The organism is Vibrio galatheae, assembly GCF_000967545.1.
GTDB lineage: Bacteria > Pseudomonadota > Gammaproteobacteria > Enterobacterales > Vibrionaceae > Vibrio > Vibrio galatheae.
Genome location: NZ_JXXV01000024.1, coordinates 54,010 through 71,601, shown reverse-complemented (window position 1 = coordinate 71,601; position 17,592 = coordinate 54,010). Strand labels below are relative to the sequence as shown.

The following is a 17,592-nucleotide window of genomic DNA, read 5'->3' as shown; positions in this document are numbered from 1 at the left end:
TATAATTCGTTGAATTATGCGGTAAAACATTGAATAATACAGCCCCGTTTATACGGGGCTTTTTTCTTTCGGAGGCACAATGCTTTACCGTCTAGCCAGAACTGGCTTTTTCCAACTCGATGCCGAAAAGGCACACGATCTCGCAATTCAAAATTTCAAGCGTTTTACAGGTACTCCACTTGATCTACTTTACCGACAGCAGCTTCCACATCGTCCGGTAGAATGCATGGGGCTTACATTCCGCAACCCTGTCGGGCTAGCCGCTGGTTTGGATAAAAATGGGGAATGTATCGAAGCGTTTGACGCAATGGGCTTTGGTTTTGTTGAAGTCGGTACGGTAACACCACGTCCTCAGTCTGGTAATGACAAACCGCGCTTATTCCGCCTTGTTGAAGCTGAAGGGATCATTAACCGAATGGGTTTCAACAACCTAGGTGTTGATAACTTAGTCGAGAATGTAAAGAAAGCCAAATACGACTGTGTACTAGGTATTAATATTGGTAAAAATAAAGATACGCCAATTGAAAAGGGCGCAGAAGATTACCTGATCTGTATGGAGAAGGTTTACCAATACGCAGGTTATATTGCCGTAAATATATCGTCACCGAATACACCAGGACTTCGTTCGCTGCAATATGGTGAAGCACTGGATGAGCTGCTTCAAGAGTTGAAAACGAAGCAAGCAGAACTTGCTGAAAAACATGGGAAGTATGTGCCGTTGGCGCTAAAGATCGCTCCGGATCTTAGTAATGACGAGATCAAACAGATCTGCGGTTCACTACTCAAGAATAAAATTGATGCGGTCATCGCCACTAATACGACATTAGATCGTACCATCGTTGAAGGCATGAAGCATGCGAATGAAGCGGGTGGGCTAAGTGGCCGTCCAGTTCAAAGCCGAAGTACTGAAGTCGTTCGCTGTCTACACGAACATCTTAAAGGTGAAATCCCTGTGATTGGTGTCGGTGGTATTGATTCGTACGTTGCGGCAAAAGAAAAAATGATGGCAGGAGCAGAATTGGTTCAAGTTTATTCTGGATTTATTTATCATGGGCCAGCACTAGTACGTGATATTGTAAAAAACCTTTAATTTGTGATTGTTAGAGTGACATTGTCACACAGTATATCTGTCTTAAAATTTGGTTGATTCTAAGAGGAAATGAGAATTCATTTCCTCTTTTTTTTCGCTAATCAGCGCATAGAATCCAAGTAAGTTAATAAACGTAATTTGTGTTTTCTTAACGTCCAACCAAATTTCAGAGATGGAACGATGCTTAAACCCAGTGACAAATGGACTTGGTACTACGATGATTCAGAAGGGCACCTTATGCTCGATCTGGGTGATGGTATGGTATTTAAGACCAACCTTCCGCGTAAGCTGATTGTCGACTGTGCGATTGGCGTGAATGAATTCTCTGTAGACGACGCGTCTGCATATCAAACATACAAAGAACAGATTGCTTTGCTTGGGCTAAGTGAACCTAGACAGGCCGAACTATCATTGTACTGCGTTGCCGCAAAGCGATTTCATAAGCCTGTTCAGCCCAAAAGCTGGTTTTTTGACTCGATTTCCGATGGACAAACGATTCCTGAGGAAGGCGATCTCATTCGTCTTAGTAACTCTATAAATCAAGGTTACTTCATTGTTCTTGAGGTCGGTGAGTGCGCTAGCTTGTGTGCATCAGTTTCGCTCGAAGGGTTTGAACTAAGTGGTACTAAATCTATGCAATTTGGTCAGGCCATAAAAGTGATGCATGACCGCCTGACTGTTGCAAATCATCATTTTCATACCCAACCTATTGCTTTGGTGGGTTAACCTTAAAATATACGTTCTGTTGTTTCATTTCCTGCCAGCTTAATTGCTGGCTTTTTTTTGCCTTTCATTTTCCTCAAGCAGCCACGTTATATCACTCCCATTTGTGAGACGAGTTCAAAATATCACCAAACAACAGTGGTTAGTTCCTCGTATTTTTCCCTTATTTAAAGGGAGAATGCTGAATTTATTCCCCGTTTTGCTCATTTTTGTAACTTTATTACGTCAAAAGGCCTCTTTGGTATAGTCCATTTTGTGCGTGAATGAGTATTCACTTTGGCTGTAAGGGCTGTTTTTAGGTTCAAAGGGAAAACTTGCAAATGGTGATATGTAACCAAGTGACAGGGGACTAACTGTGTTGATAAATCATTCAATCGGAGTTCAATTTGCGTGAATTAACTGATTGAGCTAACGATAACTAACTGAGTCAGGTATAATGCTTGGTCATTTTCTACAGAATTAAAACATCACTATGCATCAATATCTTGCGGTTACATCCAACGGTTTGGAAAACTTGTTGGTTGAAGAGTTAACTCAGCTAGGGATTACCAATGCCAAACCCGTTCAGGCAGGGGTACGCTTTAAAGCTTCCAATGAGCAAATTTATCGTTGCTGTTTATGGAGTCGTTTAGCGTCGCGATTTGTACGCGTTCTTTCCGAGTTTACGTGTAACGACGATATGGATCTTTATTTGGCAACATCGTCCGTCAACTGGACGAATCAATTTTCCAGCTCGAAGACTCTAGTTGTTGACTTCAATGGTACCAACCGCGAGATTCGCAATAGCCAGTACGGTGCTATGAAAGTTAAAGATGCGATAGTGGACAGTTTTGAGAAGAAGAGTCTGCCAAGGCCTTCGATCAATAAAGATCAACCTGATCTGCGCATTCATGTTCGCTTACATAGAGATAAAGCCATCTTGGGCGTTGATATGGTCGGTGGTGGCTTGCATCAGCGCGGCTATCGACCTGAGTCTGGGCGTGCACCTCTACGTGAAACCTTAGCTGCAGCGATCATACTTCGCAGTGGTTGGAATTCAGACAAAGCGTTATTAGACCCGATGTGTGGCTCAGGAACCTTATTAATTGAAGCGGCCATGATGGCGGCAAATATGGCCCCTGGTGTGAATCGTAAGCAATGGGGGTTCGAATCGCTTGAAGATTTTGAACCAGAGCTATGGTCAGAAATTAAATCAGAAGCAGCAGTGCAGGCAAGAAGAGGCGTCAAAAAAGTTGACACTAAGTTTTTTGGCTTCGATAACGACGCTCGAGTACTGAAAACAGCCAAAGATAATGCTCGCCGAGCAGGCGTTGAGTCACTGATTGAGTTTAATCTCGGTGATGCTGCACAAGTTACGCGTCCTCAAGGGTTCGAATCCGGTGTCATTGTTTCAAACCCTCCTTATGGTGAACGCTTAGGCACTCACCCAGGTCTCATTGCGCTCTACACAGCATTTGGCGCGCAGTTGAAATCAGAGTTCGGTGGGTGTCAGGCCTCTATTTTTTCGAGTTCTGATGAATTGCTTAGCTGTTTACGCATGCGGGCTGACAAGCAATTCAAATTAAACAATGGTGCGTTACCTTGTCACCAAAAAAATTATTCTATTAGCGATAGACCGGCTGAAAGTAAAGGTGACAATGTCACTGAATCGCTGATTGCGCCTGATTTTTCTAACCGTTTGAAGAAAAACATGGCGAAAATCGGTAAGTGGGCGCGAAAAGAGAAGCTCGATTGTTACCGTATCTATGATGCAGATTTACCGGAATACAATGTGGCTATCGATATCTATCTTGATCATTTAGTGATTCAAGAGTACGCAGCACCGAAGAATATTCCGGAAGAGAAAGCCAAGCGTCGTTTAACGGATATTATCCGCGCTACGATTCAAGTTACGGGCACAGAAGCGAATAAAGTGGTGTTGAAGGTACGAGAAAAGCAGAAAGGTCGTTCTCAGTATCAGAAGCTTTCACAAGAGTCCGAAACACTCACCGTGAATGAATATGGTGTTAAGCTCAAAGTCAATTTGCACGATTACCTCGATACAGGTTTGTTCCTCGACCATAAGATCACTCGACGTAAATTGGGTGAAATGGCGAATGGAAAAGACTTTCTTAACCTTTTTGCCTATACCGGCTCAGGTACAGTTCATGCAGCGTGTGGTGGTGCCAAGTCGACCATGACAGTTGATATGTCTAATACCTACCTAGAGTGGGCGAAAGAAAACATGAAGCTGAATGGTCAGGTTGGTCGTCAGCACCGATTTGAACAAGCAGACTGCCTACAGTGGTTAGAGCGTTCAACCGCTCAGTTCGATCTTATCTTTATTGATCCACCAACGTTTTCTAACTCAAAACGTATGGAACAAAGCTTTGACGTGCAACGTGACCATATTCAGTTGATGAAGAATTTGAGACGCTTGCTGCGAAATGGCGGGACGATTGTGTTCTCAAATAATAAACGCCACTTTAAGATGGACATGGAAGGTTTAGAGGAACTTGGCTTGACGGCGAAGAACATTTCTCATCAAACGTTACCAATGGATTTTGCACGTAATAAACATATTCATAACTGCTGGATTTTGACTCACAAGGAATAGTAGGTCACAAGTGATCACTTTATACAGTACAGAAGGGTGCCATCTATGTGAGATGGCATTTGGCCTTATACAACAGCTCAACATTTCAAACCAAGTCGATGTTGTCGATATTGCTTTCGATGATGAGCTGTTTTCTCGTTACGGCGTCACGATACCGGTACTGAATTATCAGGGTAACGAGCTTAATTGGCCGTTTGATTTAGAACAATTACAGGTTTGGTTAGACGAAAATGGCATTACTAACAATAAATAATGGCCTACTGGCTTACGGCGATCATCCTTTGCTTGATCATGCAGATTTTTCGCTCCAAGAGAATGAGCGAGTTTGTTTGGTCGGACGTAATGGGGCAGGCAAGTCGACATTGATGAAAGTACTCGCGGGTGAAGTCGTACTCGATGATGGTAAGTTGACAGTCACGCAAGATGTTATTGTTTCACGCCTAGAGCAAGATCCACCACGTAACCAAGCAGGCACTGTATTTGACTATGTTGCTGGTGGCCTTGCTGAAGTTGGTCAACAGCTTAAGATCTATCAAGAACAGCTTGATCTGATTGCCCATGATGCATCAGAGAAGAACATCAATAAATTGGCTCGAATTCAAGAGCAGCTTGAGCATTCTGGTGCGTGGCGATTTGAAGACCGAATCAAAAACGTGATGGATGCGCTTAAACTTGATGGTCATACCAAGTTGACGGACTTGTCTGGTGGCTGGCAGCGCAAAGCGGCGCTAGCAAGAGCTTTGGTGCGTGACCCAGATGTGTTGCTACTTGATGAGCCTACCAACCACCTTGACGTTACGACCATTGAATGGTTAGAAAATTTCCTAAAAGATTTCCGTGGTTCGATTATATTTATTTCTCACGACCGAGCGTTTATTAAATCGATGGCGACACGTATCGTCGATCTTGATCGTGGCAAGCTTGCTTCATTTCCTGGCAATTATGACAACTACCTGGCTGAGAAAGAAGAAATGTTGCGTGTTGAAGAGATGCAAAACGCAGAGTTTGATAAAAAGCTTGCTCAGGAAGAAGTTTGGATAAGGCAAGGTATCAAGGCACGAAGAACACGTAACGAAGGCCGTGTACGAGCGCTCAAGAAGCTACGTGAAGAGCGACAAGATCGTCGTGAGGTGCAGGGTAAAGCCAATATTCAAATTGATGACGCATCGCGCTCAGGTAAGATTGTGTTTGAGGCGAAGGGCATCAATTATGATATTGAAGGCAAGTCGATAGTTAAGGACTTCTCTTTCAATATAATGCGTGGCGATCGTATTGCGCTTATCGGTCCTAATGGATGCGGTAAGAGTACGCTGCTTAAGCTGCTACTCGATGAGCTCCAGCCTCAATCCGGTAAACTTCACTGTGGCACTAAGCTAGAAGTGGCCTATTTCGACCAATATCGTGAAGTGCTAGATCCAGAAAAATCGGTGATTGATAACTTAGCCGATGGCAAACAAGAAGTCATGGTTGGAGGTCGTCAGCGCCATGCTTTGAGCTATTTGCAAGATTTCTTATTTGCGCCCAAACGTGCGCGAACACCCGTCAAAGCGCTCTCAGGAGGCGAAAAAAACCGTCTTTTGTTAGCTCGAATCTTTTTACGTCCCAATAATTTATTGGTGCTCGATGAACCAACAAACGATCTTGATATCGAAACATTGGAACTTTTGGAAGATTTGCTTGCCAACTATCAGGGTACACTTTTACTCGTCAGTCACGATCGTCAGTTTGTCGATAACACAGTCACAACCAGTTGGATTTTTGAAGGTGAAGGCGTAATTGAAGAGTTTGTTGGTGGTTACCATGACGCCCAGCAACAAAGAGCTCAAACGCAGAAGGCTCGAGAGGCGGAAAAACCAACAAAAATCGTCAAACAGGTTGAGGAAACTCCCAAAACAGCTCCCACAAAGAGTAAGCCGAAGAAGTTATCCTATAAACTGCAGCGAGAGTTAGAAGCATTGCCGGTAAAACTTGAAGAGTTAGAAGCTGAGATTGAAAGCTTACAAGAACAAGTCAATAGCGCTGATTTCTTTTCAAAACCCGTTGAACAGACACAACCGATTTTAGATAAGCTCACTGCCACCGAGCAAGAGCTTGAAATTGCTTTCGAGCGTTGGGAAGAGCTTGAAGCGATGCAACAGGACAGTTAAACACTAATGAGTAGTAACATTTTTAAAATTTCAGCCGTAGCGGCGACGATTGCCGCTTCTTTCACAGCCAATGCGGCTTTATATAACGTCTATATGGAAGCGCCTGAAGGCGTAAGCTCTAGCCTTCAAACCTACGGTGTGGCCATTTCTCCTGAGACTGCTGTTTGCTGGAGCACTTCCTGTGGTGAAGGTGTCTCAAAAATGGCAACGGAAGTGAAGAGCTACCGAGAAGGTTGGAATTATAGAGATGAGTCACCTTTTTTTCTGCCATTTGGTTGGACTTACCTAGATGATAACTGGGATGGCTTTCGGAGCTATTGTTACCGCTATTTAGGTTACTCCGATGTTTTGTGTGAACGATGGGCAACGCAGCAATACACCAATGGATATGCAAAAGAACAAGGTGGTAACTATGATGGTTCTAGAGCCTATCTGGATGAGGTAAGCTTATCATTTAGTGAAAATACTGTTGTAAATTCAATTAATGCTGCAAATGCTCCTGTCGGCAATGCTCGAAACGGTGGAACATACAGAAATCTAGGTTATATAGATGCGACATCTGATACGCCTAGTGGATCTGATTTTTTGTCTTCGCACTATTGGGTAAGTAAAGAGCTAACCACAGCTGCTGGATCACAAACATTTACCGTGGGTAGTATTACTCGCAACAATGTGGATACAGGTAGTACATATATCTTTACTTCTAAGCCGACTGTATGGTTGAGTGGCACTGCCACAGAGATTAGTTGGAAAGGCGGTTCAGCGAATGGCGACTTCCGAGCTCAAGGAAGTGTCAGGGATGTAATCGTCGACTCTAGTGATAATAGCAAAGTGTATGCCGTTGGTTATACATCAGATGGTGACGTGCGTTTAAAGGCTTCAGTGTTTAAAGCAACATACAGTGCACCTAACTGGAGCTGGGATACGGGTACGTTAGTCAGCGGTTTTCCATACGACTCAGACAGGTATGCAAACCAAACGCTAAAAGCTGTTAACGACAACAAGATTGCAATTGGTACTGCGAAGTTAAGTGAGCCATTGAGCGGCGCATATGCTAACTCACTCTTTTATGTCAGCGACCTCGACTCTCCAGTATATAAAGAATTTAGTGGTAGCATCTTCTTTACTGGTGCAAACGGAATAGCTGGCAACATCAATAACCATAATGATGTGGTTGGTACTATAGATTATGATCAATATTCTGAAACCAATGGTAAACCTCGTGGACAACGCGCATTTATCACAAACCTCGGCACAACCTCTGGTTCAGCGCCACTTGGTGGTCAAGCTCGTTACCTAGATGACTTAACATACGGTTCTGGTGCCTCTACTGACAACAATCAGTTCCGTATTGTTCAAGCTGCGGATATTAATGACGCAGGTGTGATCGCTGCAAGTGCGTATTATTGTGCTGGTGGATTTGATAGTGAAGCTATTGACGCGAGTTGTTCAGCAGGAGCATCGCTGGTGGGTGTAAAGCTCGTACCAATTAATGGCCAAGATTCAACGGATATTACCACTCGCCCTGCAACTGAAGTGACGGTTGAAAGGCAAGGTGGAGCCCTTGGGCTGTTTGTGTTGACTCTGCTAGGGCTTGTTGGGTTCCGTAGAAAGTAGGTTAAATTGTAAACAAGAGCACAGGTTCACAAATTTGGATCTGTGCTTTTTTTATACCTTGAATTCGTCCCCATTTTGATCGAATCTTAATTGTGAAGCCATAAAAGCTTCATATTGATCGATTAACGCAAAGCTGAAATGTTTAGTTGGAGTAGATCAATTGAGTAGTACGTTAAACATTTTATGTATGAGGACGACACTATGAAGAGACAAAAGCGTGACCGCTTAGAGCGAGCTCAATCTCAAGGTTATAAAGCAGGCCTAAATGGTCGCTCTATGGAGGCATGTCCATACCAGCAGATGGATGCTCGATCTTACTGGCTTGGTGGTTGGCGCGATGCCAGGGAAGACAAACACTCTGGTCTCTATAAATAACACTCAATCCACATACAACGATAGGAATCTAGCCCCGAAAGGGGCTTTTGTTTACTACTTTAATGCACTATAACTAAATGTCGTTATTAAAATAAAGCGACTCGAATGAGCCGCTTATTGCACATTTCAGTGTTAAAACGCAGAAGTGTCTTGGAACAGGCCGACTTTTAGGTCTTTGGCTACATAAATTTCTTTACCATCAACTAGCACACGGCCATCAGCAAGGCCCATGACTAACTTACGGTTTACAACACGCTTCATGTGAATTTCGTAAGTGACTTTTTTTGCGGTAGGTAGGATTTGTCCAGTGAATTTAACTTCACCGACACCTAAAGCGCGGCCTTTACCTTTTCCGCCAACCCAACCAAGGAAGAAGCCGACCAATTGCCACATTGCATCTAAGCCTAAACAACCAGGCATGACTGGGTCACCAGGAAAATGACAATCGAAGAACCATAGATCAGGAGTAATATCTAGCTCAGCTAAAATCAGACCCTTACCGTAATCACCTTCAGTCTCAGACATTTTAGTGACGCGATCCATCATAAGCATATTGGGCGCAGGTAGTTGAGGATAACCAGGACCGAATAGTTCGCCTTGGCTAGAGGCTAGAAGATCTTCACGGTTATAAGAATCACGTTTGTTTTGCATTATCAATTACTCCGATTTTTGATAGCAGCATGTTAGTGAACACGTGTACGCTAAACAACTCCGATCAGTCATATTGTGACCGAAAAGTGTTCAAACGAACCAGTTTTTGATGCGATCCACAATTCCTTGAGGATGCTCGTGTCTTTCAAAGTTTTCAATACGTTGTGCTATTTTGCTAATTACGCTTTCGTCATCATCTCCACGGAAGGGTTTACCCATAATGATAGGAATAGCTTCATCAACCGTAGATACAGACCAAATATGAAATTCATTATTTTTAATGCTTTCGATGACATCTTTATTTAATGACAAGTGTTTTAAATTTGATTTGGGCAGTATTACACCCTGATCGCCCGTTAAACCTTGATGTTTGCAGACGTGGTAAAAGCCTTCAATTTTTTCGTTGAGTCCACCGACTGCTTGAACTCGACCAAATTGATCGACTGCACCGGTCACGGCAATCTGTTGGTTGATTGGATATTCAGAAAGGGCGGAAACGAAAGAGCAGAGTTCAGCCAAAGTCGCACTATCACCATCTACTTCACTATATGACTGCTCAAATACCACGGATGCTGAATATGGAAGAGGTTCGTCCAATTGCAGTGCACTGCTGACAAAAGCTTGCATAATCATCATACCTTTTGCATGAAGGTTACCCCCAAGCTCTGCTTTTCGCTCGACATCTGAAATATCACCATCACCAAAATGGATCACGCAGGAAATCCGTGCGGGTTCACCATATGACATCGGGTGACCCGGAACGTCTATCACAGTTAGTCCGTTGACTTGCCCGACACATTCACCAGTCGTTTCAATGATTACCTGGCCATTAGTTATATCTGAAAGGGCACGTTCGGGTAGGTAAGCTTCTCTTTGGTACTTAGCTTCAATAGCAAGCTCAAGGTCTTGCTCGGAAATTACTTTTCCATTTGATGTCAGTTGCGCTTCATGAAGCAGGGCAAGGTACCAAAGAATGTCGATTGGCATATACCCTTGATCTTCAGTATAACGAGCACCAAGATTCATCAAACGGTGTATTGCTCCGAATGACAGAGTCGGCAAATTGTACTTTTTTGTGATCCAAGAAATGAATCCAAGGTACTGTGACACGGTGTCGACGTTTAAAGCGACCTCATCTTCAATTTCAGTAAACATTGCCAGTCCATTAAACAACTCCGGCTCTAAATATTCAAAATCGGCAATTTGGTGGCGGTCGCCGACCACAACAATCTTAATATCATACGTTTCGTTAGGTGGATTCGTCGTAATTTTCTGTGGATTGGCGTTTATTGGTTCGACTGGGTTACCCACCAAAACTGACTTTAACGTCTGCCAGCTAGCGGGGTTGGCGAGTATTAACGTCGCGGGAACGATAAGAAAGCCACCGTCAGCTTTGGCTATTAAGCCTTTAATGTAAGTGACAATGTCACCTTGGTCATTGCTGGTATATGACCCGAGTAAGGTCGAGAAGCTTAATGATTCGGTCGTTAAAACTGGCACTTTGCAATCTAGTCTTGCAATGCCTTCCTGAACAAGACCCCTATAAAATGGGCTGTCAGAAGAATTAATAACAAGTAGACGGGTGAGGCCTTGCGTCGCACTTAGCGTTTTCAATGAGTTAGCTAGGCGAGGTTGAATGTCAAAAAAGTCGACATTCTCAAGATCGTTGAATCGTTGGATCTGTGTGTCGTATTGTGAATATTGTGGTGTGACAGCGTGCCAGCTTTCTTGGTTCATTAAATCGATTCATGTACTTAAAATGGATGAAAATTATATAGAAAAACCCAATCAGGATATAGAGATAATTTTCTCTAATGATCTTGATCGCTTTTCGATTACAATGGGGATTGTAACTTTTCAAGGTTAGGGTTACGCTGTCACCTAGGACGTTAACGGAATGGCTTTAAAATGAAATATCAACAGCTTGAAAACTTAGAATGCGGATGGAAATGGAACTATTTGGTCAACAAGTGGAAGGCCGGTGAAGCCATTACTTGTCATATTGATTCTAGCCAAGCAGACGCTGCGGTGAATGAACTTCGCAAGATAGAGCATGAGCCGACCAAAGTTTTAGAGTGGATTGAACAGCATATGTCACCAGAGCTCGACAACAAGCTTAAACAGGCAATTCGAGCAAAGCGTAAACGTCATTTTAATGCAGAGCAAATCCATACCAAGAAGAAATCTATCGATTTGGATTATCGAGTGTGGGAAAAGCTCTCACACAGAGCGAACGAACTTGGCTGTACTTTATCAGATGCGATTGAGTATTTATTGTCGGAAGCTTCGCGTAGTGAAAAAGCCAGCAAGGCGGTGAGCAGCCTAAAGGAAGATTTGACCAAATTGCTCGATTAATAGGGAGAAGGGTATGCTTTACGTCATTCTAATTGCGTCTGTTATTGTCTTCTGGTTGGTGGCGATCGATCGTCCGGTGCTTAAGGTGAAGTTTTCCGATGGCAAGATTGTGCAGGAGAAAGGGCATTTTCCACCAAGTTTTAAACACAACGTTGTTGAAATTGGAGAAAAAACGCCTTTTAGCGGTGAGCTGAAAGTGTATCAGCAACGTACCGGTACGAAACTTGTTATGTCTAAACAGGTGCCTAAAAAAGTACAACAACGAATTCGAAATGTATTCCCACATCAGGGGTTTCGTTCTAAAGGTAAAAAAGGTACGGGCTAATCCCCCTCACGTCTAAGCGGCTCTTACGTGCTTCCCCCTTCAACATCATGTTATCTCGCATAGGTAGGGGGACTTCTAGTTTTTCATTTCTTCTTTCACTTTTCCTCATAAATTTAGTCAACGGCTTCTCAGGGCATTGCGTTGTTTAACTTTAGCTTAATCTACGTATCTCTTTTATCTATGATTCATACATTGAGATGATGCTTCACGAATCTGTAGCTATAGTTAATAGAATCCACGTTATAGGCGATGTAGCTGTGTAGGTCGAGAGATGAAGGCGAGGAATATCTCAATACGTCGGCATCACATCAGGGAGCTATACAGTGAAATTTGTCTCCCTCTTCAATTGATGGCAAAAAGTGTGAGAGCATGCAGAGTTCACTGACAACGAATAAGATTTACAATGAAGAAGCCAATGCATTGGCTAATAAAATCACCCAGATCACCAAAGAACGCCACGCTAAGTGGTTGGTTAGCTTAAAGTATATTCTCGATCAATCCGATGTTGATAGCGCCTTAAGTAGGCAAAGTGAATTTTGCGATAGTGTCATCTTGAAAGAAGAAGAGAGAATTACTGACAACCAAAGATTACTGCTTGAATGTGAAAGCGCAAAAGTACAGGAACGACGAAAGGCTATTGAGGATAGACAAAAAATCGTTGTATCGGTCATTTCAGATATTTCTGAGCATGCAAAAAATTATATATGCGAAAAATTGTCAGAAATGTCTGGGCTTCAGCTATTTGGGCGGTTTCCAGACTTTTCCTATTTCTCAAGCGTTGCGTATTCACCGTCTTTGAATTTCAGTAAGTTAACGGTTCTGACGACGAATGATAACCAGTTAAAATCAAACGTTTTAGAGCTGGTAAATAATCCTAAATTCTGTCAGCGACTTGGCAAATCACCGAGAAGCATCCAAGACCCCAAAATCGCGATAGGCGCGATAGGGATAGATAATTGCAGTTTGTTGTTTCCGATATTGATGGCGAAGCCGCTTCTAAAGTGGCATGACCCGGTAACCAAAAGCATTGCTCCAAAACTCTGGCAACATATGGTTTTAACAGCCAATGTTACGCGTATACGTATGGAACAATCAGGAGTGAGGTTTCCTCAGCAGGGGATCTTACTGGGAGTTCTTAGGACGATCAGCCATTTTGCCATTGTTAATCACTTCAGCTTGTTATTTGAAGATGCACAAGTGAACAAAATGCAATGGTATCGAGAAAACAACTTACGTGAAGAATACTACGCGTGCGGTGAAGTTACGCCTGACTTGAGTGTGCTACCCAAAGTAATTCACAAACTAGAGGCAGAGCTTACACGCAAAGTTATTGAGTCAATAGAGTGGACTCCGTTTACTGTCCCCATAAAAGTCGCATTAGAAGAAGATCTAGATGGAATCCCGGTTTTAGAGCGGAGTGACGCTGGTATTGCTCTGGCTCAAGCGCAAGCCTATGCCATGTTCGACATGTTGGATAGAAGTAATGCGTTTGTTGAAAAGCATAAGCCATTTTGGTTTGCAAACGTACAGATGCCACCTGACGCGCTACAAACGATTCGGGATATGCATCCGGGTCGAGTAAGTCTTGTTAAAGCTTAAACTGACAAGTTGATGAGCACTATAACTAGTCATTTTGATTTTGGCGTAATGTAATAGATTGGTTTTCCTTTAATTATGATCTCAGGTCAAATTGAGTTCATTTAGTTATGCTGTCACGTTTTTACATAGCAATGTGATTAAAAAAGGTTGGCATGACTAAACTCATATCAAAACACAGCCGTCTAGTAACTACGCCTCGAAAGGTTTTATATGATGCTCTGTGGAAAGTTAATTTAGAAAGCGAACTATGAACTACGAAATTTATAGACGTGGTAGTATTCGAATTTGTGGCTGAAGAGTTAATTTTAAAATTGCTCAAACCGGACATTACTAAAGTGCGCATTATGTGATTGGATTTATGGTGAATGCTTGTCGGTCAGTACCATTGCGGCGGCACTAGCTATTCAAAAAGACGCGATTGATGGGCAAGATTGATTCCCAACTAGCATAAATGCGTATTTATGACAGTTAGAAAATATTCCCAATTACCAATTCTTAAGTGCGTATTATGTCGCTTTAAGTTAAATGACGTTTCATATCAACTAGTTGTGTATCCTCTGGAATTTAGAGGCGTACATAATGAAATACTTTCAAATGACCAAAAACTATATTTTTCGTCAATTTGATTGCGGCTTAACGGTAGAAGAAACGGCAAATTTGTGTTTTAAATCTGTGAGGACTGTCAAAAAATGGGATGAAGGCGCACTTATCCCACCTGAGTGTAAAAGATTAATGCGAATGTATCGACGCTTAGAGCTTAGTCCCTATGATGAATGGATAGGCTTTTCAATCGAGAACAGGAAGTTAAAAGCCCCAAACGGGCAAGCTTACACACCTCAACAAATCCTAACTGGATTGGGGCTTATAGAAATATCCTCAGAACTTGAAATAAAAACATCAACAAAGCTACTAAAGACAGCAAGAGCAATAAGTGAAATAAAGGGGCGTTAAGCCCCGATTTTAGTTAACGCATTTAAAGCAGTTGTATAAGCTTCGACTTTGCGCTTTAAACAATATAGTTCAGATTGAAGTCGCTCACGATGATCCTTTTCAGACAAGTAATGATCCTTATACTTAATGGCAGCGTAACCGCCTTTAATCAAACTTTTTGCCTTTGTTGTTTCACCTGTTAAACGGCTAAGTTCATCAAGCATATCTTCATGCTTATCTACATCTCGAATTGTTATTGCCATCATTTTACCTTACTGCAGAAAGTTACCTGGTTCATTAATGATAGCAAAAAAGCATCGAGATAAATTAGCGTGGTTAAAATTAGATAGCATTCTTCCATTTTAACCTGGAAGGCCGGTATCTATTTTGATTGCAAATACGGGGCAAGACTTTCATCCCGTATTGTTTGCAAGGATGAAAAAGGGCTTAAAGGCGATTAGACCGCAGAAGCCTTGGAGAATGGTGGAATTTACCCCCGTAATACTAGGTGAGGGGGTCATCCGGTACCAATGAAGAAATTAGGTCAAGTTCTTGTCTAATGTGTAGAGGGTCATAATGCTTAGATGATTTGAACCTGACTAAGTTGTGATGCCCCTCCAAAACTGTGTTCACATATTCATCACGTTTCTTTCTCTTGGCCCAGTTGTGTGTGTAATCATCTAGTTCTATTACTGCCAAAACTTGAGTGTCTGAATCAGTAATCACGAAGTCCATCCGCTTAGCCCATGTACGTGAGTTATCCTTCCACTCTAAAGGCTGAACAAGCGCCATCAGGGAAACTTGGCAATGTATGTTGTATTCCGAAGGTATAGCTTGTTTCAACGCATCATGAAATCTGCGCTCATTTTCAGTAGCTAAATACTTAGATCGTTTATGTTTCGGGAAGGAATCATTTTCGACAGGTTGAATACTAGGAACTGGTTCTAGTTGCTCACTGCTTTTAGTCGCCGAGTAATTTATTGACTCATCGAAAGTCCGATGTTTATCACGTGATTTTTGAGCTTTACGCTTTCTTTTTCCGCTTCCATTAAGTGTTGTCACCATCACGACAAGGCAGACTAAGATTATCAAGAATGCGAGAATCTTCATTTCATATTCCATCATTTGCATTAAAAACAAATTAAAACAAAGAGAATTGAATGTAAATGCTCATCGAAGTCTAAGGCATTTTAGAAAAGCAAAGTTTCGGGGTAAGACTTTCACCCCGTATTACTATACGGGGATGCTGCACACCACAAATTAACCATGGCTCGACACTCGCCAAGGTTCACAAGAAGGCTTAGCAGGGCGAGGGGAGTTTTTTATTTTCAGCATAGGGAGAGGCTAACCGCGCCGACTACGTGCAGGGGCATAGGTTGAGAGAGTTGAGCGGCTTGGTGTTTCGCTTGCACTGCGTGCTTAGCTTATCCCTGCGGGGCTAGTTGAGAGTGTGTGAGAAGTGCAGTGTAATGCCCTAAAGGGGCAAATAAAAAGGTCATTGTTTGTATTGTGATTGACTCATGCCTTTATGGTACCCCCCTGCAGTAGCAGGGAACCCCCCATAAAGGCAAGATGCGAATTTTATGAAAACAACCGAACCTACAAATCATTTAGATTTACAAATCCAATCTAGAAGCCTCCAAAACCCCACACCCAGAAACGCACCTAACATTGAATCAATAAACGACATATGACTAAACATTTCTACAAATTGAATTAACTGTTCTTCACTCATTTAGACACTCTCACTATCCAGAAAACGGCGTAACCGCAAACAAATCGTTCTGCTTTGCTTGCTCTTCATAATCACCACACACCACGAGACGAGCCGCACCTTGATACGTGAGCTGGTAAACACAATCAGTCAGTACTTTAAAGGCGTAACCCATTTCTATCAGGTCTTCATTCGTCATCGTGAACAACTTGAAATCATTCTCATACACATCGATATAAACGCGCTTAAACGTCTTGTTCCTCACTGGCCTGTTATCCTTGTCGAACACAACATTGATAATTTCGCCACTGGCATAAAGCTTGTAATCGCTTAAAGGGTCTTGAGGTCTACGGCGTTTTTTCTCTGTTTTTTCCTCGGTCGCAGGTTCTTCGCTAGAGCTTGTTTGTGGCTCGGTATTCGGACTTTCTTCTTGAGTCTCACCAATGTCACCAAATATCCCACCGTTAGCGATAAGCATCGACGGGCCAAGAATAAGCAATATCGCGCCGAGCCATACTGTCCAGTGCTTCCAAAGCGGTTTAACATCCTTGGCAACCGCCTCCTCAACCGCCTTGTTAGAACTCGTGTGACTTTGGTAGAAAGGAAAATATTGAGCCTCGTACTTACGAACGTTTTCATTTAAATCAACTCCATTAGCCCCATTTTTGACCTTACGTGTGTAGGTCTTAGTTGAACCCATCGCCGCGTTTTTCACGCAGTAGTAATGAATCTCAACCATGTCCTTAATGTCTCGGTGAACCTTGCGCAAGTTCTGAGTCATTAACAGAATGTCAGCGCCGTAATGACGGTGCATTGAATACCATTCCAACACCGCATCATTCACATTACGACCCACAGACATATGTGCTTCATCAACCACAAAGAGAGGCGCTTGTCCTTTATCGTTTCTCCATTCATCTTGATAGTGCTCGACCTTAGAGAACGGACGTTCCCTAGAGCCAAAGTTGGTCAAATCACCATCAACCACAACCAACAATTCATCAATCACATCCTGACCAAATATTTTGACGAAATGCGGAATGTTAAGCGCAACATTGGTAATGACTTTGCGACCATCTTTGAGGGCTGGAATAATATGGAACGCTACCGCCTCATAAGACTTACCGCCTCCGGGTCTGCCCGTTAATGCATTTATCATGAGCCTAACCTCGTGAACGGAATCAACTGGAGAATAATACGAATGCCAATCGAGCTAACAATCATACCAAGCGCTTGAGGCAAACCAATTTGAGCAAGAACCCACGCCGCTTCTGGAGGAAAGCCAGACATATATTGCCCAATATCTATAGGTTCAAAGAACGCTATCGCCGTTGCCAACAAGGTATCAACAACCGTCATTATCAAGTCAAAGAACCAATAAACAATGTCCTTAGCAATTTCAGATAAGCCCATAAACAAAGCAATGATGGCGTCTAGGAACTGCTGAAATAAGTCTGAAACCCAATCCAT

17 protein-coding genes are annotated in these 17,592 nt (G+C 42.7%); 11 read left to right on the top strand and 6 right to left on the bottom strand.

Annotation, left to right across the window (positions count from 1 at the left end):
* Nucleotides 1-79: 79 nt before the first annotated feature.
* The 7 genes from pyrD to rmf all read left to right on the top strand — a co-directional run bounded on the left by pyrD (nucleotide 80) and on the right by rmf (nucleotide 8,548).
* A complete protein-coding gene (gene pyrD, locus TW81_RS13590; protein WP_045956273.1) occupies nucleotides 80-1,090 on the top strand; it encodes a quinone-dependent dihydroorotate dehydrogenase in 1,011 nt (336 codons plus the stop codon).
* Between the two features lie 180 nt (nucleotides 1,091-1,270).
* Complete coding sequence (locus TW81_RS13585) at nucleotides 1,271-1,816, top strand: cell division protein ZapC (protein ID WP_045956272.1); 546 nt, start codon at nucleotides 1,271-1,273, stop codon at nucleotides 1,814-1,816.
* A gap of 469 nt (nucleotides 1,817-2,285) precedes the next feature.
* On the top strand, nucleotides 2,286-4,409 hold the full coding sequence (gene rlmKL / locus TW81_RS13580) for a bifunctional 23S rRNA (guanine(2069)-N(7))-methyltransferase RlmK/23S rRNA (guanine(2445)-N(2))-methyltransferase RlmL (protein WP_045956271.1): 2,124 nt from the start codon (nucleotides 2,286-2,288) through the stop codon (nucleotides 4,407-4,409).
* A gap of 10 nt (nucleotides 4,410-4,419) precedes the next feature.
* The gene (locus TW81_RS13575) at nucleotides 4,420-4,662 is read left to right on the top strand and encodes a glutaredoxin family protein (RefSeq protein ID WP_084715906.1); all 243 of its coding nucleotides are present in this window, start codon (nucleotides 4,420-4,422) and stop codon (nucleotides 4,660-4,662) included.
* On the top strand, nucleotides 4,640-6,556 hold the full coding sequence (locus tag TW81_RS13570; protein WP_045956269.1) for an ABC transporter ATP-binding protein: 1,917 nt from the start codon (nucleotides 4,640-4,642) through the stop codon (nucleotides 6,554-6,556). The genes TW81_RS13575 and TW81_RS13570 overlap by 23 nt, the downstream gene beginning before the upstream one ends.
* Nucleotides 6,557-6,562: 6 nt before the next feature.
* Complete coding sequence (locus tag TW81_RS13565) at nucleotides 6,563-8,173, top strand: DUF3466 family protein (protein ID WP_045956268.1); 1,611 nt, start codon at nucleotides 6,563-6,565, stop codon at nucleotides 8,171-8,173.
* Nucleotides 8,174-8,374: 201 nt separating this feature from the next.
* Nucleotides 8,375-8,548, top strand: a complete 174-nt coding sequence (rmf, locus tag TW81_RS13560; protein ID WP_004414030.1) for a ribosome modulation factor — start codon at nucleotides 8,375-8,377, stop codon at nucleotides 8,546-8,548.
* Between the two features lie 132 nt (nucleotides 8,549-8,680).
* On the opposite strand, the gene fabA is transcribed toward rmf, so the two are convergent.
* Together fabA and TW81_RS13550 are read right to left on the bottom strand one after the other, a co-directional pair.
* Nucleotides 8,681-9,199, bottom strand: coding sequence for a bifunctional 3-hydroxydecanoyl-ACP dehydratase/trans-2-decenoyl-ACP isomerase (gene fabA / locus TW81_RS13555; protein WP_045956267.1), 519 nt, complete (start codon nucleotides 9,197-9,199; stop codon nucleotides 8,681-8,683).
* A 90-nt stretch (nucleotides 9,200-9,289) separates the two neighbouring features.
* Nucleotides 9,290-10,936, bottom strand: coding sequence for a S16 family serine protease (locus tag TW81_RS13550; RefSeq protein ID WP_045956266.1), 1,647 nt, complete (start codon nucleotides 10,934-10,936; stop codon nucleotides 9,290-9,292).
* A 171-nt stretch (nucleotides 10,937-11,107) separates the two neighbouring features.
* On the opposite strand from TW81_RS13550, the gene matP reads away from it, so the two are divergent.
* The 4 genes from matP to TW81_RS13530 all read left to right on the top strand — a co-directional run bounded on the left by matP (nucleotide 11,108) and on the right by TW81_RS13530 (nucleotide 14,429).
* Entirely contained in the window at nucleotides 11,108-11,554 is a 447-nt protein-coding gene (gene matP, locus TW81_RS13545; RefSeq protein WP_045956265.1) for a macrodomain Ter protein MatP, read from the top strand.
* 13 nt (nucleotides 11,555-11,567) lie between these two features.
* Nucleotides 11,568-11,879 (top strand): DUF3634 family protein, encoded by a 312-nt coding sequence (locus TW81_RS13540; RefSeq protein WP_045956264.1) that lies wholly within the window; start codon nucleotides 11,568-11,570, stop codon nucleotides 11,877-11,879.
* 369 nt (nucleotides 11,880-12,248) lie between these two features.
* The gene (locus tag TW81_RS13535; protein ID WP_045956263.1) at nucleotides 12,249-13,478 is read left to right on the top strand and encodes an HDOD domain-containing protein; all 1,230 of its coding nucleotides are present in this window, start codon (nucleotides 12,249-12,251) and stop codon (nucleotides 13,476-13,478) included.
* A 579-nt stretch (nucleotides 13,479-14,057) separates the two neighbouring features.
* Complete coding sequence (locus tag TW81_RS13530) at nucleotides 14,058-14,429, top strand: phage protein (RefSeq protein ID WP_045956262.1); 372 nt, start codon at nucleotides 14,058-14,060, stop codon at nucleotides 14,427-14,429.
* Here TW81_RS13530 and TW81_RS13525 read toward each other — a convergent pair.
* The 4 genes from TW81_RS13525 to TW81_RS13510 form a co-directional block, all read right to left on the bottom strand.
* Nucleotides 14,426-14,671, bottom strand: coding sequence for a hypothetical protein (locus TW81_RS13525; protein WP_045956261.1), 246 nt, complete (start codon nucleotides 14,669-14,671; stop codon nucleotides 14,426-14,428). The genes TW81_RS13530 and TW81_RS13525 overlap by 4 nt on opposite strands.
* A gap of 241 nt (nucleotides 14,672-14,912) precedes the next feature.
* Entirely contained in the window at nucleotides 14,913-15,518 is a 606-nt protein-coding gene (locus TW81_RS13520) for a DUF2726 domain-containing protein (RefSeq protein ID WP_052706224.1), read from the bottom strand.
* Between the two features lie 638 nt (nucleotides 15,519-16,156).
* Nucleotides 16,157-17,281 (bottom strand): zonular occludens toxin domain-containing protein, encoded by a 1,125-nt coding sequence (locus TW81_RS13515; RefSeq protein WP_045956259.1) that lies wholly within the window; start codon nucleotides 17,279-17,281, stop codon nucleotides 16,157-16,159.
* Entirely contained in the window at nucleotides 17,278-17,592 is a 315-nt protein-coding gene (locus TW81_RS13510) for a DUF2523 family protein (RefSeq protein WP_045956258.1), read from the bottom strand. The genes TW81_RS13515 and TW81_RS13510 overlap by 4 nt, the downstream gene beginning before the upstream one ends.